Here is a 20,060-nt window from a genome sequence, read left to right as displayed (position 1 = left end):
GACCCCACGTACACGCACACGCTGGCAAGCTGTGCGCCATGGCTGAACCGCTCCCCCTGCGTCCGCCACCGCCCTTGCTGGACGACGCCTGCGCGTTGTTCCTCGATGTCGATGGCACCCTGATCGAATTCGCTGCACGCCCGGATGCCGTGCAGCTGCTGCCTGATGTACGTGAAGCCATCGGCCGCATCAGCGACCGCCTGGAAGGTGCCGTGGCACTGGTCAGTGGGCGGCCGCTGGAACAGCTGGACCGGCTGTTCGCCCCCCTGCAACTGCCCGCCGCCGGCCTGCATGGCCACGAGCTGCGCGGCCAGGATGGGCACGTACTGCGCGATGACCACGACGAAGACACCGCCGAATGGCTGCACGCCCTGCACCAGCAGGCGATGCGTTTCGCGCATGGCCATCCCGGCGTGCTGGTAGAGGACAAGGGCGTCGGCCTTGCCCTGCACTGGCGCGGCGCACCTCATGCGGCCAACGAAGTCCGCGCCTTCGCCGATCGCCATGCGCGCGGCCGCGCCGGCTATCGCCTGCAACCGGGCGACCACGTGGTCGAGTTCGTGCCAGTGGGCACCGACAAGGGCCGGGCGGTGCGCCGGATGATGCAGTACCTGCCTTTCCGTGGACGCCTGCCGGTGTTCCTCGGCGATGACCTCACCGACGAATTCGGCTTCGCCGCCGCCAACGGCCAGCATGGCTGGAGCGTGCTGGTGGGTGAACGCGAATCCAGCGCGGCGGTGTTCGCGCTGCCTGACATACGCAGCGTGCACGCCTGGCTGCGTGAGAATGCCTATTGACCCGGCCATCCCCCACGGCCGCAACCGAGATGTACCGCGTGATGACCCAACCCGATCTTGATCTGGGCGTGGTCGGCAACGGCAGCTTCGGCGCCCTGGTCGACAAACAGGCCCGCGTTGTCTGGAGCTGCCTGCCCACCTTCGACGGCGACCCGACCTTCTGTGCCCTGCTCGGCCCCAACCAGCAGAGCGGTGGCGACTTCGCCATCGAGCTGGAGGACTTCGCCGACAGCGAACAGGAATACCTCACCAATACCGCGATCCTGCGCACGATACTGCGCGACCAGCATGGCGGCGCACTGGAGATCCTCGACTTCGCCCCGCGCTGGCGGCAGAACGACCGCTTCTATCGCCCGGTCAGCCTGATCCGCCAGGTACGTCCGCTGGCCGGCAGCCCACGCATCACGGTGCGCGCACGTCCGCTGGCCGACTGGGGTGCGCGCGTGCCCGAGTCCACCTGGGGCAGCAACCACGTGCGCTGGATCCTGCCCGAGCACGTGCTGCGGCTGACCACCGACGTGCCGGTGCGCATGGTGCGCGACGGCCTGCCGTTCGTGCTCAACCATCCCGTGCACCTGATCCTGGGTGTGGACGAATCGCTGGACCGCTCGATCAGCGGTTACGTGCAGGAGGCCTTCCAGCGTACCCGCGACTACTGGCGCGAATGGGTGCGTTACCTGTCCATTCCACTGGAATGGCAGGACGCGGTGATCCGCAGTGCGATCACCCTGAAGCTGTGCCAGTACGAAGACAGCGGCGCGATCATCGCGGCCATGACCACCTCCATTCCCGAGGCGCCCGGCAGCGTGCGCAACTGGGATTACCGCTACTGCTGGCTGCGCGATGCGGCGTTCGTGGTGCGCGCACTGAACCGCCTCGGCGCCACCCGCACCATGGAGCAGTTCCTCGGCTACATCTTCAACCTGGCCACCACCGACGGTACGCTGCAGCCGCTGTACGGCATCGGCTTCGAAGCCAGACTGGATGAGGACGAAGTACCCAGCCTGTCCGGCTACCGCGGCATGGGCCCGGTGCGTCGCGGCAACCTGGCCTGGGTGCAGCGCCAGCACGACGTCTACGGCAGCGTGGTACTGGCCTCCACCCAGCTGTTCTTCGACCGTCGCCTGCAGGACCCGGGCGACGCGCACACCTTCGCCCGCCTCGAACCGCTCGGCGAGCAGGCCTTCGCGCTGCACGATGTACCCGATGCCGGGCTGTGGGAGTTCCGCGGCCGCACCGAGGTGCATACCTACACCAGTGCAATGTGCTGGGCCGCCTGCGATCGGTTGTGCAAGATCGCCGTACGCCTCAAGCGCGACGACCGCGCACGCTACTGGCGCGAGCGTGCCGATACCATCCACGCGCGGATCATGGCCGAAGCCTGGAGTGACCAGCTCGGTCACTTCACCGATACCTTTGGCGGCCACCGCCTGGACGCTTCGCTGCTGCTGCTGGCCGACATCGGCTTCATCGACGCAATGGACGCCCGCTTCATCGCCACCGTCGATGCGATCGGCCGCGACCTCAAGCATGGCAATTCGCTGTACCGCTATGTCGCGCCGGATGATTTCGGCGAACCGGAAACCAGCTTCACCATCTGCACGTTCTGGTACATCGATGCGCTGGCGGCGATCGGGCGCATGGACGAGGCACGCGAGATGTTCGAGCTGCTGCTGAAGCAGCGCAACCACCTGGGTCTGCTGTCGGAGGATCTGGCCTTCGACAGCGGCGAGGCCTGGGGTAATTTCCCGCAGACCTATTCGCACGTCGGCCTGATCACCGCCGCGATGCGCCTGTCGCGTTCCTGGCAGGAGGCCTCGTGAGTCGTCTGGTGGTGGTTTCAAACCGCGTGGCCGTGCCCGGCGAGAACCGTGCCGGCGGCCTGGCCGTGGGCCTGCTGGCTGCACTGAAGGAACGTGGCGGAATGTGGTTCGGCTGGAGCGGCAAGAGCGTGCGCGATGGCAGTGGCACGCTGCACCGGCAGACCGACGGCGACATCGAGTTCGTCACTCTGGACCTGAGCAAGCGCGAGGTGGACGGCTACTACAACGGCTTTGCCAACCGCACGCTGTGGCCGCTGCTGCACTTCCGCCTGGATCTGGTCGACTACGACCGCGGCACGCGCGAGACCTACCACAAGGTCAACGCACTGTTTGCCGACAGACTCGCGCCGCTGCTGCGCGAGGACGACATCGTCTGGATCCACGATTACCACCTGATTCCGCTGGGCGCGCTGCTGCGCGAACGTGGCATCGGCTGCCGCATCGGCTTCTTCCTGCACATTCCGATGCCCTCGGCCGACCTGCTGCAGGCCATGCCCGATCATCTGCGCCTGTTCTCCGCGCTGTACGCCTACGATCTGGTCGGCTTCCAGACCCAGCGCGACGCTGACCGCTTCCAGACCTACCTGCGCCTGTTCGGTGGCGGCCGCGTGCTCGACAACGGCGAACTGGAAGCCCCCGGCGGACGCCGTTTCCGCGCGGCCGCGTTCCCGATCGGCATCGACACCGACCTGATCGCACGCCAGGCCGGTACCGCAGCGACCAAGGCGGCAGTGAAGAAGCTGCGTGGCAGCCTGCGTGACCGCCAGCTGGCGATCGGCGTGGACCGGCTGGATTATTCCAAGGGCCTTCCGGAGCGTTTCCGTGGCTTCGAACGCTACCTGCAACGCCATCCCGACCAGCGCGGTTCGCTCACCTACCTGCAGATCGCGCCGGTCTCGCGGGGCGACGTCAGCGAGTACCGGCAGCTGCGCAGCACGCTGGAGCAGATTGCCGGCCACATCAACGGCGGCCATGCCGAGCCGGACTGGACACCGCTGCGCTACGTCAACCAGAACTTCACCCATGCCACGCTGACCGGCTTCTACCGGGCCGCGGCGGTCGGGCTGGTGACGCCGTTGCGCGATGGCATGAACCTGGTGGCCAAGGAATACGTGGCTTCGCAGGATCCGGACGATCCCGGTGTACTGGTGCTGTCGCTGCTGGCCGGCGCCGCCGACGAACTGAAGCAGGCACTGCTGGTCAATCCCTACGATCTGGACGGCATGGCCGATGCCATTGCCACCGCCGCCACGATGTCGCTGCGCAAGCGCAAGGAGCGCTGGCACGCGATGATGGATCACCTGCGGACCTACGACATCAACCACTGGCGACGCAGTTACCTGGAGACGCTGGAGGGCTGAGCCACCACCGCGCCTGGCCGTCCGGATGCGACGTCACCACGTCGATGACGACCGCAAATTGACGCTTTCGGCCCGAAAGCAATTGCGACTGAAACCATTGCAACGGGCGCATGCGCGCCCTCGCGGTCTGGCTACCGATGCACTCAGCACCCGGTGAAAGCCTTTGCGCACAAGGCTTCGGCGGGCGTGGACAGCCTGCAGGCAGGCCACCGAGCGGCGTGCGGCGCCCGCGATTTCATTCGGCATTGACAGCCGTTGCCCAGAGTGACGCCCCCTGAGCCACGCGTGCCGCCTCCACGGCCGCCGCGTGGCGTTGCACATCACCTGCCGGGGAGTCACCGCATGTCCGCCTACGACCGTTTCATCGAAGATGCCGCAATACGCCTGGAGCTGGGCCATCGCACCCGTTGGGTGGTGGACGTGATCAGCGCCTGGGTGGACTCGCATCCCGACGGATTGGCAGGCCTGCAGCGGCGGTTCGAACAGGCGGGCCTGGCCGCCCGTTTCCACTCCTGGCGACAGTCCGCCACATCGCTGCGGCTGCCGATCGTGGCCAGTGAACTGGAGCGCGCATTGGGCGCGCACACGCTGGCGATGATCGCCCACCGCAGCGGCATGTCTCCGGGATCGTTCCGCGTGGCGGCCTGCCATCTGCTGCCCGGCGTGGTCACCCTGCGCTCGGGCCCGGAGGGCGCCACCCACCCGGCCCTGGCCCGGCGCGCGCACGGCACCCGCTCGCCCAGGCGCATGGCCGGCTGCGTGCCCTCGCGCGCGATGTACGGCATGGCGATCCGCAGCGTGCTGTGGATGCTGGCGGTCGCCACCGTGCTGGGCCTGACCACCTGGGTGCTGCTGAAGGCGCGCACGCCGCTGTGGACCGTGCAGGACGTTCCGCGTGAGCACACCGCGCGACTGTCCCTGCATCAACACGGCACGCAGGTGCAGGTCAGCGGCAGCCTGCCCAGCGAAGGCGAGCGACGCCGCGCCTGGAACGCATTGCGCGCCGTGCACGGTGCCTCGAACCTGTACGGAGGCATTGCACTGGACCCGCGCGCGCAGTCACCCCGCTGGCTGGACCGCCTGATTGCCGATCTCCCCCATCTGAAGGGCGACGGCCTGCACCTGGAGTTCGCCGGCATGCAGCTGGCCATCGATACCACCGCCATGGAAGACGCACAGCGGCAGGCCATCTCGCGGCGCCTGCGCCAGGACTTTCCGACGCTGGAGATGAGTGGCCTGTGGGGCCCGGGCCTGGCCGCGCTGGCGCAGCTGCCCGCCGGCGTCGACACCGCGCAACGGGTTGCCGCACTGAACCAGACGACGTTGAAGTTCCATGCCGGTTCGTCCGAGCTGACCGGCGACTCGCGGCAGACCGTGCATGCGGTCGCCGATGCGTTGCGCGGTACACCGGCCGGCCTGCGCGTTGAGATCGGCGCGCACACCGACAGCGTGGGTCACGCCGAGGCCAACCTGCAGCTCAGCCAGCAGCGCGCCGAGGCGGTATCACAGGCGTTGCAGGCGCTGGGCGTCCCAGCCACCACGCTGGTCGCGGTTGGCTACGGACAGGATCGGCCAATCGCCGACAATCGCAGCGACAGCGGCCGCGCACAGAACCGTCGCATCAACTACCGCCTGCTCGACTGAGAAAAAGACAGCGGCCCCCTGTAGTGCCGAGCCATGCTCGGCTGCATCTGCTCGGCGCTACAGGAGACGGAAGGTCAATCCAGGAACCGCGCGCTGTGTTCCGGCGCCGGCAGATGGCACGCGTCGTGGCGTCCGAACCAGCGATAGCGATTGCGCGCCAGCATCCGATACGCCGCGTCACGCCAGGCGCGCGGCAGCACACGCAGCGCGCCGCTCAGGCGCCACACACCGCCCAGCCCGGCCAGTACACGCAGGATCGCATCGGTATCGGTCCACGCCCCGTGCGCATCCAGCAGCAGGAAGGACGCCGGATCCTGCGGGTCCAGTCCATGCTGGCGCAGCAGCGCACTGCCCTGCGCGCCCTGCATGGCCGCGAACCGGTACCGCCGCTGCCGGTCGAACCGCAGCAGGAAGCGCACCCAGCGGTTGCACAGCGCACAGACGCCATCAAAGACAATCACCGCACTGCCGGCATCTGCGGCGGTATCACTGCGGTTCGAGCCAGCCTTCATAGCGGATCAGGGCTCCTGCCCAGGGCAAGGTCACATCAACCAGGAAAGTGTAGCGCTGCTCGTGCCAGGCTTCGCGGCAGCACACACCGCCAAACCAACGCGCCGGCAACGGCACGCACCCGAAGGCCCAGACCCGCCGCACCGACCATTCGATGCCGCCCTCGCGGACCTGCAGATTGAACTCGAAGCACACCGCGCCGAGCTGTTCGCGCAGATATCCCTGGTGCGCCCACAGCCGCGACACCATCGGCCAGCGACCAAAGCGCCGCGCCCAACGTTCGCCCTGCCCGTGTGCGCTGAACAGGACTTCGGTAGGCAGCCCGTCGCCGTTATGCGGCAGGCGTGCCAGCGCAGCCAGCAGCGGCACCAGCCAGTGCCGGCCACGCTCGATCCGCGCCTGCCCCAGGTAACGGCAGGGCAATGGCGTGGCGTGCAGCGCACGCACCGGGCCGGCCAGGGTGGCGAACGCCGGCCCCAGCACGCGTGCGAACAACGGTGGGGTCAGGGTGCGATCCAGGCCAGCGTCGCCATGCGCCCGGTGCGACGATCGCGCCGGTGCGAATACAGATCCGGGTCGGCCATCGTCGACAGCGTGCCGCCGTACACCTGCGCCGGGTCCATTCCCGCCGCCTGCAGGCGCTGCCGCGCCAGTGCGAACAGATCCACCTTCCAGTGCCCTGCCCGGGTCGCCACGAACGCCGATGCGGCGGCCGCATCATGGCCGACGAACGCGTGATAGACCTCTTCACCGATCTCGTAGTCGGCCGGTCCGGCAGCCGGGCCCAGCCACGCGCGCAGCTGCGCCGGCGGCGTCTGCATGGCGGCCACTGTGGCCTCCAGCATGCCGTCGGCCAGCCCGCGCCAGCCGGCGTGGGCCGCGCCCACCTCGCTGCCGTCGGCGGCGGCGAACACCACCGGCAGGCAGTCGGCGGTCAGGATCGCCAGCACCACACCGGGCACCGAGGTCACCGCCGCATCGGCCACCGGCTCGCTGGCGCCTTCCACCGGAGGCGCCGTGAAGCGCAGCACGGTACTGCTGTGCACCTGGCGCAGCCAGTGCGGTGCCGACGGCAACGCCAGCCCCTGCCGCAGTAGCTGGCGGTTGTGTTCGACGTTGGCCGGCGTATCGCCATCGGCCGCGTGCCGGTTGCCCAGGTTGAACTGCGCGAACGGCGCCGGCGAGATGCCCGCGCCATGCCGCCGCGTGGTCAACGCATGAACGCCCGGAGGCGCCGGCCAGTCAGCCTGCAGCAGGGGCAGCGCGGCGGTCATTACCAGCGGTCCCGCTCGCGTGCGGCGAAGGCTTCACTGTCCTCGCGCAGCACCTTCATCAGGTGCAGCATGTCCTCCGGTACCGGCGCGGTGTTGCGCACCGGTTCACCGGTGATCGGGTGGGTGAACTCCAGGGTCTCGGCGTGCAGCGCTTGGCGCTTGAAGCCGCGAAGCGCGGCCACCAGCTCGTCGCTGGCGCCCTTGGGCAGCTTCAGCGCGCCGCCGTAGAGCGGGTCGCCGATGATCGGATGGCGCACGTGCGCCATGTGTACGCGGATCTGGTGGGTACGCCCGGTTTCCAGGCGGCACTCCAGCGCGGTGTGCGCACGGAAGCGCTCGCGCAGGCGGTAATGGGTGATCGCTTCCTTGCCGTCTTCGCGCACCGCCATCTTCAGGCGGTCACGCGGGTGGCGGTCGATCGGGGCATCGGCGGTACCGCCGGCCACCAGTGCGCCCATCACGATCGCCAGGTACTGGCGGTGCACATCGCGCGCGGCCAGCTGCTCGACCAGCGCGGTCTGCGCCTCCAGGGTCTTGGCCACCACCATCACGCCGCTGGTGTCCTTGTCCAGGCGGTGCACGATGCCGGCACGCGGCAACACCGCCACCGACGGGTCGCGGAACAGCAGCGCGTTGACCAGGGTGCCGCTGTGGTTGCCGGCACCCGGGTGGACCACCAGGCCAACCGGCTTGTTGATCACCAGCAGGTGCTCGTCCTCGAACAGCACGTCCAGCGGGATGTCCTCCGGCTGCGCATCGGTCTGGGTTTCCAGCACCACGTTGAGGGTCACGACCTCGCCACCGCGCAGCGGGTCGCGCGGGCGCACCTGTGCGCCGTCGAGCAGCACATCGCCGGCCTTGATCCACTCGGTCAGGCGCGAGCGCGAGTATTCGGGAAACAGTTCGGCCACGACGGCGTCGAAACGGCGGCCGGCGGCGGTGTCGGGGACGATGGCCTGGCGGGCCGATTCGGAGGGTTGTTCAGACATGGCAGGGGGCATTCTTTGAAATTTTGGGGTCCCGGCGGCCGGTTTCAGTCGCTGGACAGGACACTAGGCTATCATCGACCCTTCGTATTCCAGCCGCGTCCCGCCTCGACCCCATGATCCGACGCTCCGTCATGCTCTCCGCGCCCGTCCGCCTCACCGCCCTGCTGCTGGTGCTGGTCATCGCCGCCACCGGTTGCCATCGCGGCGCCAAGAAGGGTGATCGCCCCGACGAGGGCGTGCCGGTCGAACAGCTGTATGAGAAGAGCCACAAGCTGATGCAGGGTGGCAACTGGAGCGGCGCCGAAGCCAGCTTCCGCCGCCTGGTGGCCCAGTACCCCTACGGCCCGTACACCGAACAGGCGATGATCGAGACCGCCTACGCCCAGTACAAGGCCGGCAAGCACGATGACGCGGTGTCCAGCATCGACCGCTTCATCCGAACCTACCCGACCCACCGCAACATCGCCTACCTGTACTACCTGCGCGGCCTGGCCAACTCCAACCGCAGTACGGTTTTCCTGCGCCGCGTATGGTCGCTGGACGCCAGCCGTCGCGACCTGTCCACGCCGCACCAGGCCTATTCGGACTTCAACATCGTTGTCGACCGCTACCCGAACAGCCGCTACGCCGCCGATGCCCGCCAGCGCATGGTGGAGCTGCGTGACGTGTTCGCCCAGCACGAACTGGACAACGCCCTGTACTACATGCGCCGCGGCGCCTGGGTCTCGGCCGTGGGCCGCGCCAACTACCTGCTGGAAACCTACCCGCAGAGCGCCTTCCAGTACGACGCGGTGGCCGTACTGGCCGATTCCTACACCCACCTGGGCAACAAGACGCTGGCCGACGATGCCCGTCGCGTGCTGCAGCTGAACCAGCCGGACCACCCGTGGCTGGAAGGCAAGTGGCCGAAGTACCCGTGGATGATCCGCAAGTTGAACCCGTTTGCCGGCGAGAAATCCGCCAGTACCGGCCAGCGCAACGCGCGACTGGAAAAGAAATAAGAAAGCGAAGGGCCCCGCAAGGGGCCCTTTCTTTTTGTAGCGTCGAGCCATGCTTGACGGCTCTCCCCCGCCGCTTGCCCCGTCCCACTCGGCCCGGCACTAGGAATTCTACGAATCGGCCGCCGTTGCGATGCCGCTCCCAAACCGGACCCGCACGGCCCTCCACACTCCATCGCACGGCCATTCCCGCCTGCCTGGAGTCCGCATGACCTCAACCGTTTCCCGCACCCGGCCCCTGCTGGCCACCCTCGCCGCCACCCTGCTGGCCCTGCCCGTTGCGGCCGCGGCTGCCGAGCCCGGCGATCTGCTCACGGCAGCCCCCTATCGCGCCGACTGGGTGCCGTCGAAGGCGGCCCAGGCGTACCTGCTGAGCTATCACACCCCCGATCACAGCGGGCGGCTGGCCCAGGGCACCGGGCTGCTCTATCTGCCTGCCGGCACCGCGCCGGCGGGCGGCTGGCCGGTGGTCTCCTGGGCGCATGGCACCCAGGGCATTGCCGACCACTGCGCGCCGTCGGTGTCCGGCCCCACCCGCCCCGAGCGCGACGGGCGCTTCCTGGACCACTTCCTCGGCCAGGGCTATGCCGTGGTCGCAGCTGACTACCAGGGCCTCGGCAGCCCGGGCCAGCACACCTACCTGCACGTGCGCACCGCCGCGCGCAACAGCATCGACATGGTCAAGGCCAGCCACCAGTTCCTGAGCGGCGGTCGCCTGTCGCCACGCTGGGTGTCGGTGGGCTATTCGCAGGGGGCGTCGGCGGCGCTGAGCGCCGGCCACCAGGCGGCCGACTACGCCGGCCCCGCCCTGCAGTTCAAGGGCAGCTTCACCGCCGGCACGCCCACGGCCGTGGAAATCACCGCGTTGGTGATGAGGCCCGACAGCCGCACCGCCAATCCGGGGGCACTCAACGCCTACCACGCCTACCTGCTCGATGGCCTGCTGCAGGTGGCACCGCAGATCGACCGCGTGCTGAGCGCGCAAGGGCGGGCCCGTATCGCGCTGGCCCGCCAGCACTGCCTGACCGAACTGGCCGCGCAGCTGGAGGGCGCCAGCACCGGCGAGATGTTCAGCGCACCGTTGACCTCGGTGCCGGGTATCTGGACGCTGCTGCACGACTATCTGGGCGTGCCACGGCACGGGTTCACCCAGCCGCTGATGCTGGCCCACGGCACCCGCGACCAGGATGTGCCCTACCTGACTACCCTGCTGTACGCCGCCGGCCTGGCCCTGCGTGGCGAGCCGGTGGCCTTCCGGCAGTACCCGGTCGACCACCGCGCCACGCTGGATGCAGCAGCGGCCGATGGGCTGGCCTTCGTGCACGCACGGCTGGAAGACAGCCGCTTCGACCAAGCAGCCGAATTGGCGGGTGTGGAACAACAGCTCGACGCCGCGCGATGATGGGTTGGTAGAGTCGAGCCCTGCTCGACTGCGCTTCTTCGGCCACCGTGCGGACCAAGGTCCGCACCTACTTGATAGACGCGCGGTAGATCCACGCCATACGTGGATGCACGCTACCTCAGCCCTTGTAGCCGTTGCTGATCGGGTAACGGCGCTCGCGGCCGAACGCGCGGCGCGAGACCTTCGGCCCCGGCGCGGCCTGGTGCCGCTTCCATTCACTGATGCGCACCAGGCGCAGCACGCGGTCGACCACGGCCGCGTCATAGCCTGCGGCAACAATCTCGGTACGCGACTGTTCCTGGTCGATGTAGCGGTACAGGATGCCGTCCAGCACGTCATAGGCCGGCAGTGAATCCTGATCCAGCTGGTTCTCGCGCAGTTCGGCCGACGGCGGGCGGCTGATCACCGCCGGTGGAATCACCGGCGCGCCGCCCACGGTGTTGCGCCACTTGGAGAGGCCGAACACCTCGGTCTTGTACAGGTCCTTCAGCGGCGCATAGCCACCGCACATGTCGCCGTAGATGGTGGCGTAGCCCACCGCGTACTCGCTCTTGTTGCCGGTGGTCAGCAGCAGTCCGCCGAACTTGTTGGCCAGCGCCATCAGGATCACGCCACGGCTGCGCGACTGCAGGTTCTCTTCGGTCACATCCGGCGTGGTGCCCTCGAACATCGGCGCCAGCGATTCCATCAGGCCCTTGAACGCCGGCTCGATCGAGACCGCTTCCAGCTTCACGCCCAGTGCCTGGCACTGCTCGGCGGCCAGATCATTGGACAGGCCGGCGGTGTAGCGCGACGGCAGGCGCACCGCAGTCACGTTGTCCGCGCCCATCGCGTCCACCGCCATTGCCAGCACCAGCGCCGAGTCGATACCACCGGACAGCCCCAGCCAGACCTTCTTGAAGCCGTTCTTGCGGCAGTAGTCCTGAATACCACGGGTCACCGCACGCCAGGCCAGCGCATCCATGCTCTCGTCGCCGTCGTCCATCCACACGTGCGGCAGGAAGCGGCGGCTGGCACCGTCATACTCCACCACCAGCCACTGGTCGACGAAGGCGGCGGCGGCCGGGTGCACCGTGCCGTCGCCGTCGGCCACCACCGAGGCGCCATCGAACACCAGCGCGTCCTGGCCACCGACCACGTTGAGGTAGGCAATCGCCGCCCCGCTCTCGCGCGTGCGTGCGGCCAGCACCGCATCGCGCTGGGCATGCTTGCCGCGTTCGTAGGGCGACGCATTGGGCACCACCACCAGCTGCGCACCGGCGCGCACGGTATCGGCCAACGGCTCGGCGAACCATAGGTCCTCGCAGATCAGCAGGCCCACCGGAATGCCGTTGACCTCGAACACGCAGCTGCCACCGTCGGGATCAACATCGAAGTAGCGGCGTTCGTCGAACACGGCGTAATTGGGCAGCTCGCGCTTGCGGTAGGTCTGCTCGACCAGGCCATCACGCAGCACGCTGGCGGCGTTGTAGACCACCGCACCGGCGGCCTGCGGCCAGCCGACCACGGCGGTGATGCCACGGCAAGCCGCCGCGATGCGCGTCATTGCCTGCTCGCACTCGTACAGGAAGCCCGGGCGCAGCAACAGGTCTTCCGGCGGGTAGCCGCTGACCGCCAGCTCGGGGAACATCACCAGCTCGGCGCCGTATTCGTCGCGCGCCTGGCCGATCATCTCGATGATGCGCTCGGTGTTGCCGGCAACATCGCCGACCGGGAAGTCGAACTGCGCCATCGCGATGCGGATCGAAGCCATGGGAATCCAGCCTGTGGTTGCAATGCACCCATTGTAACGCCGCGCCATGCGCGCGCCGGGCGCGCCCGGTAGATCCACGCCATGCGTGGATGGGGCCGCCGGAACGCGGGACCCCAGACGCACAAAGGCCGCCCGGAGGCGGCCTTTGTGTTTTCGCATGCAGCAGTCGAGCAAGCTCGACTCTACAAGAGCAGCCGGTCTTACTTGACCAGCTTGGCGATGGCAGCGCCCAGGTCGCCCGGCGAGCGGACGGTGACAACACCGGCAGCTTCCATGGCGGCGAACTTGCCTTCCGCGGTGCCCTTGCCGCCCGAGGCGATCGCACCGGCGTGGCCCATGCGCTTGCCGGCCGGAGCCGACGCACCGGCGATGAAACCGACGACCGGCTTCTTCACGTGGTTCTTGATGTACTCGGCGCCGGCTTCTTCAGCGTCACCGCCGATTTCGCCGACCATGATGATGCCTTCGGTCTGCGGGTCTTCGTTGAACAGCTTCAGGCAGTCGACGAAGTTCAGGCCGTTGATCGGGTCACCACCGATGCCGATGCAGGTGGACTGGCCCAGGCCGACTTCAGTGGTCTGCTTGACCGCTTCATAGGTCAGGGTGCCCGAACGCGACACGATGCCGATCTTGCCCGGCTGGTGGATGTGGCCCGGCATGATGCCGATCTTGCACTCACCCGGGGTGATGACGCCCGGGCAGTTCGGCCCGATCAGCACGGTGTCCGGATGCGAACGGGTCAGCACGTTCTTCACGCGCAGCATGTCCAGCACCGGGATGCCTTCGGTGATGCAGACGATGACCTTGATGCCGGCAGCAGCGGCTTCCAGGATGGCGTCAGCCGCGTACGGCGGCGGCACGTAGATGACCGAGGCGTTGGCGCCGGTGCTCTGCACGGCGTCGGCCACGGTGTTGAAGACCGGCAGGTCGATATGGGTGGTGCCACCCTTGCCCGGGGTCACGCCGCCGACAACCTGGGTGCCGTACTCGATCATCTGAGTGGCGTGGAAGGTGCCCTGCTGGCCGGTGAAGCCCTGCACGATCACCTTGGTGTTCTTGTTGATCAAAACAGACATTGGAATTCCTTGGTGTCGGTATCAGGCGGCGTTCTTGACAGCTTCAACGATCTTCTTGGCGCCATCGTTGATGTTGTCAGCCGGGATGATGGCCATGCCGCTGTCACGCAGCAGCTGCTTGCCTTCTTCCACGTTGGTGCCTTCCAGGCGCACCACCACCGGAACCTTGACGCCCACTTCCTTCACGGCGGCGATGATGCCTTCGGCAATCATGTCGCAGCGGACGATGCCGCCGAAGATGTTGACGAAGATGCCTTCGACCTTGTCCGAGGACAGGATCAGCTTGAAGGCTTCAATGACGCGCTGCTTGTTGGCACCGCCGCCCACGTCCAGGAAGTTCGCCGGCTCGCCGCCGTTGAGCTTGATGACGTCCATGGTGGCCATGGCCAGGCCGGCGCCGTTGACCATGCAGCCGATGTTGCCGTCCATGGTGACGTAGTTGATGTCCAGTTCCGAAGCGATCACTTCGGTCGGATCTTCCTGGGTCTTGTCGCGCATGGCGACCAGGGCCTTCTGGCGGAACGCGGCGTTGTCGTCGCTGTCGAACTTGCCGTCCAGCGCGTACAGGTTGCCGTCGTCCAGGATGGCCAGCGGGTTGATTTCAACCAGGGCCAGGTCCTTTTCGTTGAACAGGCGGTACAGGTTCACCATGATGCTGGCGAACTGGCCGGCCTGCTTGGCGGTCAGGCCCAGCTTGAAGCCGAAATCACGGCCGTGGTAACCCTGCACGCCTTCGACGAAGTCGACGTTCAGCGAGTGGATCAGTTCCGGGGTTTCAGCAGCAACCTGCTCGATCTCCACGCCGCCTTCCGAAGAAGCGATGTAGGTGATGGTCTTGGTGCCACGGTCAACCAGCACCGACAGGTACAGTTCCTTGACGATCTCGCCGGCGGTGGTCACCAGCACCAGGTTGACCGGCAGTTCAACGCCAGCGGTCTGGTAGGTGGCCATCTTGGTGCCGAGCATCTTGGCCGCAGCGGCCTTCACGTCGTCGGTGGTCTTGCAGAACTTGACGCCGCCAGCCTTGCCGCGGCCGCCAGCGTGGATCTGCGCCTTGACCATCCAGGGGCCCTGGCCCAGGGAGTTGGCAGCGGCAACCGCTTCGTCCGGGGTCGCAGCGACCTTGCCGGCCGGGACCGGGATGCCGTATTCGGCAAGCAGTTGTTTTGACTGGTATTCGTGGAAATTCATGCGTCACCGTGGGAATAGGAACGACCGCACGCAATTCCTCAGGGCCCCGGCGGGGCGCCGGCATGGACCGCGGCGGGCCCACTATTGTGGCCGAGCCGGCGCCGGGGCGCAAAGAAGTCTGTACCAAACGCCAGACCCGGCCAGTTTTCCGCCGTCATTCAGGCGGTTGCGGGCGCCGGGCGGGCCCGGCCAGGCACCCGCCCGGGCCCGATTGCGCAGGAAATCGCTTCCACAAGCCTATACTTGGAGCGGCGGTGTCGGGGTAGAGTCGAGCAAGCTCCACGCTACATGGCGCGGTTCCGATGATCGGGGGAACATCGGCTACGCTGTCGGCCACCGCCGTCAAAACCCAGTTCCAGGCAGCCAGAAGGGGAGTTCCGGCGTGTCACCCAGTGCTTCATTGATTGACCGCATCGAATCGATCCCGCGGCGCGAGCTGTACTTCTTCGCGCTGTACCGGGTACTGATCGCCGCCGTCATCGCCGGCCTGCTGTACAGCCCGCTGTCGGCCATGGTCGGCGAAGCCCACCACCCGCGCCTGGCCGATACCGTCGCGGTGATCTACCTGCTGCTGTCGTTGCTGGCCCTGGCGATCGGCCGCAATGAACGCTGGCTGCGCCCGATCGTGGTCAGTGGCGTGCTGGTGGACATCGTCGCCGCCACCCTGCTTTCGCATGCCCTGCCCGGTGCCAGCGCCGGCATCTCGATGTCGCTGCTGTTCAACATCGCCGCGGCCGCCACCCTGCTGCCACTCAGCTGGGGCCTGGGCCTGGCGCTGGCCGCCAGCCTGGCCACCGGCGTGGAGTACACCTGGAAACTGCTGGAGGGCGGTGATCCCACCCGCACCCTGGCCGAACTGGCGATGTTCGCCACCAGCTACCTGGCCCTGGCCTTCATCAGCTACCAGGTGGGCAACCGCGCCCGTCGCAACCAGCAGCTGGCCAACCAGCGCGGCGACGAAGTGGCCAACCTGTTCCAGATCAATGAACTGATCATCCGCCGCATGCGTACCGGCGTGCTGGTGGTGGACGCCGACAACCGCATCACCCTGGCCAACGAAGCGGCCTCGATGCTGCTGGGCGACAACGACGGCAACGGCGAAAGCGGCCGCTTGGATCTGGCCAGCGCCGCGCCGGAACTGGCCCGCCGCCTGCAGCGCTGGCGCAATGGCTGGGCGCAGGAAGAACTGCCGTTGCAGCTCAATCCGGACCAACCGGAAGTGCAGCCGCGTTTCGCCCGCCTGCTGGCCGGCAGCGATCTGGCGCTGGTGTTCCTGGACGATTCCAGCGTGGTCTCGCGCCGTGCCGAATCGCTCACGCTGTCGGCCATGGGACGCTTCTCGGCCAGCCTGGCCCATGAAATCCGCAATCCACTGGCGGCCATCAACTACGCCGTGCAGCTGCTGGAGGAAGGCACCGGATTCAACGAGAGCGACCGCCGCCTGCTGCAGATCATCCGCCAGCAGTGCCAGCGCACCAACGGCATCGTCGAAAGCGTGCTGGGCCTGGCCCGGCGCGAACGCGCCACGCCGGAGAACGTCGACCTGGCCGCTTTCGTCCGGCGCTTCGTGCTGGAGTACAAACAGGGCCAGACACTGGAGACGGACAGCATCGAGCCGATCATCAACGACACCTCGGTGATGGCCCAGGTCGACAGCAAGCACCTGTACCAGGTGCTGACCGTGCTGGTGCACAACGCGCTCAAGTACGGGCGCATCGGCCAGCAGCCGGCACGCGTGCGCCTGCGCGTGGCCCAGCACGAACGCAGCGCGGTGATCGACGTGATGGACCGTGGCCCCGGTATTCCCGAAAGCGTGGCCGCGCAGCTGTTCCGCCCGTTCTTCACCACCTCCGAGCACGGCACCGGCCTGGGGCTGTATATCGCCCGCGAACTGTGCCGCGCCAATCAGGCGCGCCTGGACTACATCCCGGTGCCTGCCGGTGGTTCCTGCTTCCGCCTGGTGCTGCCCGGCCCGCACACCCTGCTGCCCACCTGATTCCGATTCTGTGCGTCAAACATTTGTCGCTTCCAGCCCCCTCGTTTATCTTCTCCGCCCATGAACGAAACCCGCAGCGCCCTCGTCGTCGACGATGAACGCGACATCCGCGAACTGCTGGTCCTGACGCTTGGCCGTATGGGGCTGCGCATCAGTACCGCGGCCAACCTTGCCGAGGCGCGCGAGCTGCTGGCCAGCAATCCGTACGACCTGTGCATCACCGACATGCGCCTGCCGGACGGCAACGGCATCGAGCTGGTGAGTGAGATTGCCCAGCACTACCCACGCACGCCGGTGGCGATGATCACCGCCTTCGGCAGCATGGACCTGGCCGTGGAAGCGCTGAAGGCCGGCGCCTTCGACTTCGTCAGCAAGCCGGTGGACATCGCCGTGCTGCGCGGGCTGGTCAAGCACGCGCTGGAACTCAACAACGCCGACCGCCCCGCACCCGGCCCCAGTGCCGAACAGGGCGCGCGGCTGCTGGGCGCCTCGCCGGCGATGGACGTGCTGCGCACCACCATCGGCAAGGTCGCGCGCAGCCAGGCGCCGGTCTACATCCTGGGTGAATCCGGGGTCGGCAAGGAGCTGGTGGCGCGCACCATCCACGCCCAGGGCGCACGCGCGGCCGGCCCGTTCGTGCCGGTCAACTGCGGCGCCATTCCGGGCGAACTGATGGAAAGCGAGTTCTTCGGCCATCGCAAGGGCAGCTTCAGCGGCGCCCATGCCGACAAGCCCGGCCTGTTCCAGGCTGCGCATGGCGGCACCCTGTTCCTGGACGAAGTGGCCGAGCTGCCGCTGCAGATGCAGGTGAAGCTGCTGCGCGCGATCCAGGAAAAATCGGTGCGCGCGGTCGGCGCCGCCAACGAAGAACCGGTGGACGTGCGCATCCTCTCGGCCACCCACAAGGACCTGGCCGAGCTGGTCGAGGATGGCCGCTTCCGCCACGACCTGTATTACCGCATCAATGTGATCGAGCTGAAGGTGCCGCCGCTGCGTGAGCGCCGCCAGGATCTGCCGGAGCTGGCCGCAGCGGTATTGGCGCGCCTGGCCCGCAGCCATGGACGCGGCACGCCACTGCTGGCGCCTTCAGCCCTGGAGGCGCTGGCCCAGTACAGCTTCCCCGGTAACGTACGCGAACTGGAGAACATCCTCGAACGCGCGCTGGCGCTGGCCGAAGAAGACTGCATCGGTGCTGATGACCTGCGCCTGCCCCAGCATTCACCGCGCGCACCGGGCAGCGCCGCGCCGGCTGAAGCCGTGGCCGACCTGCAACCCGGGAGCGCCGCCCTGCCCTCGTACATCGAGCAGCTCGAGCGCAGTGCCATCCAGCGCGCGCTGGAAGAGAACCGCTGGAACAAGACCCGCACCGCGGCACAGCTGGGCATCACCTTCCGTGCATTGCGATACAAGCTGAAAAAGCTGGGCATGGAGTAAACCCAGGGTCAGATCCCTTTTCACAGGAAAGGGCTCTGACCCGACGGCGGGCCGCGCCATCCACGCATGGCGTGGATCTACCTCAATCCTTGGTCACGCGGTTGATCTCGGCCAGGCTGGTGACGCCGGCCGCGGCCTTCTTCAACGCCGACTGGCGCAGATCATTCACTCCAATCTGCTGCGCCGCCTCGGCAATCTGCAGTGCATTACCGCCGGCCAGCACAATGGTTGCGATCTCATCGGTCATCGGCATCACCTGGTAGACGCCGGTACGCCCCTTGTAGCCTTCGGTGCATTCATCGCAGCCCACCGCCTCATACAGCTCGATGCCCGCATCCAGCTGCGCCTGGCTGAAGCCTTCGGCCAACAGCGCGTGTTCGGGCAACTGCGCCGGGCGCTTGCAGTTCGGGCACAGACGGCGCGCCAGGCGCTGGGCGATCACCAGCGTCACCGAACTGGTGATGTTGTACGGCGCAATGCCCATGTTCATCAGTCGCGCGATGGTCTGCGGCGCATCGTTGGTATGCAGCGTGGACAGCACCATGTGACCGGTCTGCGCTGCCTTGATGGCAATCTCGGCCGTCTCCAGGTCGCGGATTTCGCCGACCATGATGATGTCCGGATCCTGGCGCAGGAACGAGCGCAGTGCGGCGGCGAAGGTCATGCCGCGCTTGTTGTTCTGCTGCACCTGGTTGACGCCGGGCAGGCGGATTTCCACCGGGTCTTCGGCGGTGGAGATGTTGCGGGTCTCGTCGTTGAGGATGCCCAGCGCGGTATACAGCGACACCGTCTTGCCCGAGCCGGTCGGGCCGGTCACCAGCACCATGCCGTAGGGCTTGTGGATGGCATCCATGAACAGCTTCTGCTGGTCCGGCTCGTAGCCCAGCTTGTCGATGCCCAGCTTGGCGGCGCTGCCATCCAGGATACGCAGCACCACCTTCTCACCGAACAGGGTCGGCAGCGTGCTGACGCGGAAGTCGATCTGCTTGGTCTTGGACAGGTTCAGCTTGATGCGCCCGTCCTGCGGCACGCGCTTTTCGGCGATATCCAGCTGCGCCATCACCTTCAGGCGCGCGGCGATGCGCTGGTTCAGCTTCACCGGCGCACGCGCGACCATCTTCAACAGGCCATCGATGCGCAGGCGCACGCGATAGTCGTCTTCGTACGGCTCGAAGTGGATGTCCGAGGCGCCCTTGCGGATGGCATCGACCAGCACCTTGTTGACGAACTTCACCACCGGCGTGTCATCGCCCTTGGCGTCGATGCCGGAGTCGCCACCGGCATTGTCTTCGTCGCCGAGACCGACATCGAGGTTGGCCATCCCCTCGTCGTCGCCGCCGAGGGTGTCGCCCAGCGTGTCATGGCTGGCGTGCCACTGCTCCAGGGTGCGGCGGATCTGATCCTCGTCGACCAGGATGGTCTCCACCACCAGATTGGTGTGGAACTTGATCTCATCCAGCGCGTGGGTCGGGTTGCTGGTGCCCACGAACAGCTTGCCGCCGCGTTTGAACAGCGGCAGCACGTTGTGCTTGCGCAGCAGCTCCTCGCTGACCAGGTTCATCGCGTTCTGGCTGGCATCGAACGTGGACACGTCGAACAGCGGCATGCCGAACTCGACCGCATTGGCCGCCGCCAGCTGCGAGGCGCTGACCAGCTTGTTCTGCGCGAACCAGGTGGGCAGTGGCTGGCGGGCCGCCGTGGCCTTGGCCATGGCATCGCGCGCGGTGGCCTCGTCCAGGGCACCGTCCTGGACCAGGCGCCGGGCCAGGCCGGTGATGCCGACCAGATTGGGGGGGGAAACAACGCTCATGG

General features: G+C 67.4%; 16 protein-coding genes. 8 read left to right on the top strand and 8 right to left on the bottom strand.

Annotated features, from left to right (window positions below; all coding sequences use genetic code 11):
- Positions 1 to 38: 38 nt before the first annotated feature.
- The 4 genes from otsB to LZ605_RS20365 all read left to right on the top strand — a co-directional run bounded on the left by otsB (position 39) and on the right by LZ605_RS20365 (position 5,625).
- A complete protein-coding gene (gene otsB, locus LZ605_RS20380; RefSeq protein ID WP_249843100.1) occupies positions 39 to 797 on the top strand; it encodes a trehalose-phosphatase in 759 nt (252 codons plus the stop codon).
- A 41-nt stretch (positions 798 to 838) separates the two neighbouring features.
- On the top strand, positions 839 to 2,620 hold the full coding sequence (locus LZ605_RS20375) for a glycoside hydrolase family 15 protein (protein WP_249843099.1): 1,782 nt from the start codon (positions 839 to 841) through the stop codon (positions 2,618 to 2,620).
- Entirely contained in the window at positions 2,617 to 3,981 is a 1,365-nt protein-coding gene (gene otsA, locus LZ605_RS20370; RefSeq protein ID WP_249843098.1) for an alpha,alpha-trehalose-phosphate synthase (UDP-forming), read from the top strand. Before LZ605_RS20375 ends, otsA begins: the two co-directional genes overlap by 4 nt.
- Positions 3,982 to 4,323: 342 nt before the next feature.
- On the top strand, positions 4,324 to 5,625 hold the full coding sequence (locus LZ605_RS20365; RefSeq protein WP_249843097.1) for an OmpA family protein: 1,302 nt from the start codon (positions 4,324 to 4,326) through the stop codon (positions 5,623 to 5,625).
- A gap of 74 nt (positions 5,626 to 5,699) precedes the next feature.
- Here the strand turns inward: LZ605_RS20365 and LZ605_RS20360 are convergent, their stop codons facing one another.
- From LZ605_RS20360 to rluD, 4 genes are read right to left on the bottom strand one after another with little or no spacing between them, the layout of a single operon-like run.
- On the bottom strand, positions 5,700 to 6,137 hold the full coding sequence (locus LZ605_RS20360) for a thiol-disulfide oxidoreductase DCC family protein (protein ID WP_249843096.1): 438 nt from the start codon (positions 6,135 to 6,137) through the stop codon (positions 5,700 to 5,702).
- Complete coding sequence (locus LZ605_RS20355) at positions 6,112 to 6,618, bottom strand: DUF4166 domain-containing protein (RefSeq protein WP_249844961.1); 507 nt, start codon at positions 6,616 to 6,618, stop codon at positions 6,112 to 6,114. The genes LZ605_RS20360 and LZ605_RS20355 overlap by 26 nt, the downstream gene beginning before the upstream one ends.
- Before the next feature lie 20 nt (positions 6,619 to 6,638).
- Complete coding sequence (gene pgeF, locus LZ605_RS20350; RefSeq protein WP_249843095.1) at positions 6,639 to 7,409, bottom strand: peptidoglycan editing factor PgeF; 771 nt, start codon at positions 7,407 to 7,409, stop codon at positions 6,639 to 6,641.
- Complete coding sequence (gene rluD / locus LZ605_RS20345; protein ID WP_107231748.1) at positions 7,409 to 8,398, bottom strand: 23S rRNA pseudouridine(1911/1915/1917) synthase RluD; 990 nt, start codon at positions 8,396 to 8,398, stop codon at positions 7,409 to 7,411. The genes pgeF and rluD overlap by 1 nt, the downstream gene beginning before the upstream one ends.
- A 113-nt stretch (positions 8,399 to 8,511) precedes the next feature.
- Between rluD and LZ605_RS20340 the strand changes: the two genes are divergently transcribed.
- On the top strand, positions 8,512 to 9,399 hold the full coding sequence (locus tag LZ605_RS20340; RefSeq protein WP_107231747.1) for an outer membrane protein assembly factor BamD: 888 nt from the start codon (positions 8,512 to 8,514) through the stop codon (positions 9,397 to 9,399).
- Between the two features lie 205 nt (positions 9,400 to 9,604).
- A complete protein-coding gene (locus tag LZ605_RS20335) occupies positions 9,605 to 10,798 on the top strand; it encodes a lipase family protein (RefSeq protein WP_249843094.1) in 1,194 nt (397 codons plus the stop codon).
- Positions 10,799 to 10,916: 118 nt separating this feature from the next.
- Here LZ605_RS20335 and LZ605_RS20330 read toward each other — a convergent pair whose 3' ends face one another.
- The 3 genes from LZ605_RS20330 to sucC all read right to left on the bottom strand — a co-directional run bounded on the left by LZ605_RS20330 (position 10,917) and on the right by sucC (position 14,818).
- Positions 10,917 to 12,551, bottom strand: a complete 1,635-nt coding sequence (locus LZ605_RS20330) for an NAD+ synthase (protein ID WP_249843093.1) — start codon at positions 12,549 to 12,551, stop codon at positions 10,917 to 10,919.
- A 200-nt stretch (positions 12,552 to 12,751) separates the two neighbouring features.
- The gene (sucD, locus tag LZ605_RS20325; RefSeq protein WP_005410793.1) at positions 12,752 to 13,627 is read right to left on the bottom strand and encodes a succinate--CoA ligase subunit alpha; all 876 of its coding nucleotides are present in this window, start codon (positions 13,625 to 13,627) and stop codon (positions 12,752 to 12,754) included.
- A 21-nt stretch (positions 13,628 to 13,648) separates the two neighbouring features.
- Complete coding sequence (gene sucC / locus LZ605_RS20320) at positions 13,649 to 14,818, bottom strand: ADP-forming succinate--CoA ligase subunit beta (RefSeq protein ID WP_004154430.1); 1,170 nt, start codon at positions 14,816 to 14,818, stop codon at positions 13,649 to 13,651.
- Positions 14,819 to 15,200: 382 nt separating this feature from the next.
- Here sucC and LZ605_RS20315 point away from each other — a divergent pair, with 382 nt between their 5' ends.
- Together LZ605_RS20315 and LZ605_RS20310 are read left to right on the top strand one after the other, a co-directional pair.
- Positions 15,201 to 16,814 (top strand): sensor histidine kinase, encoded by a 1,614-nt coding sequence (locus tag LZ605_RS20315; protein ID WP_249843092.1) that lies wholly within the window; start codon positions 15,201 to 15,203, stop codon positions 16,812 to 16,814.
- Positions 16,815 to 16,874: 60 nt separating this feature from the next.
- Entirely contained in the window at positions 16,875 to 18,248 is a 1,374-nt protein-coding gene (locus LZ605_RS20310) for a sigma-54-dependent transcriptional regulator (protein WP_249843091.1), read from the top strand.
- An 82-nt stretch (positions 18,249 to 18,330) separates the two neighbouring features.
- Here the strand turns inward: LZ605_RS20310 and pilB are convergent, their stop codons facing one another.
- The gene (pilB, locus tag LZ605_RS20305) at positions 18,331 to 20,058 is read right to left on the bottom strand and encodes a type IV-A pilus assembly ATPase PilB (RefSeq protein WP_249843090.1); all 1,728 of its coding nucleotides are present in this window, start codon (positions 20,056 to 20,058) and stop codon (positions 18,331 to 18,333) included.
- Positions 20,059 to 20,060 lie beyond the last annotated feature (2 nt).

Source organism: Stenotrophomonas maltophilia (genome assembly GCF_023518235.1).
Lineage (GTDB): Bacteria > Pseudomonadota > Gammaproteobacteria > Xanthomonadales > Xanthomonadaceae > Stenotrophomonas.
Note: the sequence above shows the minus strand (reverse complement) of the source record. Positions and strands in the feature narration are given on the sequence as shown.

What these genes read in the sequence shown, in the direction of transcription:
- otsB (WP_249843100.1), top strand. Translation starts at nt 39, where the DNA reads ATGGCTGAACCGCTCCCCCTGCGTCCGCCACCGCCCTTGCTGGACGAC.
- LZ605_RS20375 (WP_249843099.1), top strand. Translation starts at nt 839, where the DNA reads ATGACCCAACCCGATCTTGATCTGGGCGTGGTCGGCAACGGCAGCTTC.
- LZ605_RS20365 (WP_249843097.1), top strand. Translation starts at nt 4,324, where the DNA reads ATGTCCGCCTACGACCGTTTCATCGAAGATGCCGCAATACGCCTGGAG.
- LZ605_RS20360 (WP_249843096.1), bottom strand. Translation starts at nt 6,137, where the DNA reads ATGAAGGCTGGCTCGAACCGCAGTGATACCGCCGCAGATGCCGGCAGT.
- pgeF (WP_249843095.1), bottom strand. Translation starts at nt 7,409, where the DNA reads ATGACCGCCGCGCTGCCCCTGCTGCAGGCTGACTGGCCGGCGCCTCCG.
- rluD (WP_107231748.1), bottom strand. Translation starts at nt 8,398, where the DNA reads ATGTCTGAACAACCCTCCGAATCGGCCCGCCAGGCCATCGTCCCCGAC.
- LZ605_RS20340 (WP_107231747.1), top strand. Translation starts at nt 8,512, where the DNA reads ATGATCCGACGCTCCGTCATGCTCTCCGCGCCCGTCCGCCTCACCGCC.
- LZ605_RS20335 (WP_249843094.1), top strand. Translation starts at nt 9,605, where the DNA reads ATGACCTCAACCGTTTCCCGCACCCGGCCCCTGCTGGCCACCCTCGCC.
- LZ605_RS20330 (WP_249843093.1), bottom strand. Translation starts at nt 12,551, where the DNA reads ATGGCTTCGATCCGCATCGCGATGGCGCAGTTCGACTTCCCGGTCGGC.
- sucD (WP_005410793.1), bottom strand. Translation starts at nt 13,627, where the DNA reads ATGTCTGTTTTGATCAACAAGAACACCAAGGTGATCGTGCAGGGCTTC.
- sucC (WP_004154430.1), bottom strand. Translation starts at nt 14,818, where the DNA reads ATGAATTTCCACGAATACCAGTCAAAACAACTGCTTGCCGAATACGGC.
- LZ605_RS20310 (WP_249843091.1), top strand. Translation starts at nt 16,875, where the DNA reads ATGAACGAAACCCGCAGCGCCCTCGTCGTCGACGATGAACGCGACATC.
- pilB (WP_249843090.1), bottom strand. Translation starts at nt 20,058, where the DNA reads ATGAGCGTTGTTTCCCCCCCCAATCTGGTCGGCATCACCGGCCTGGCC.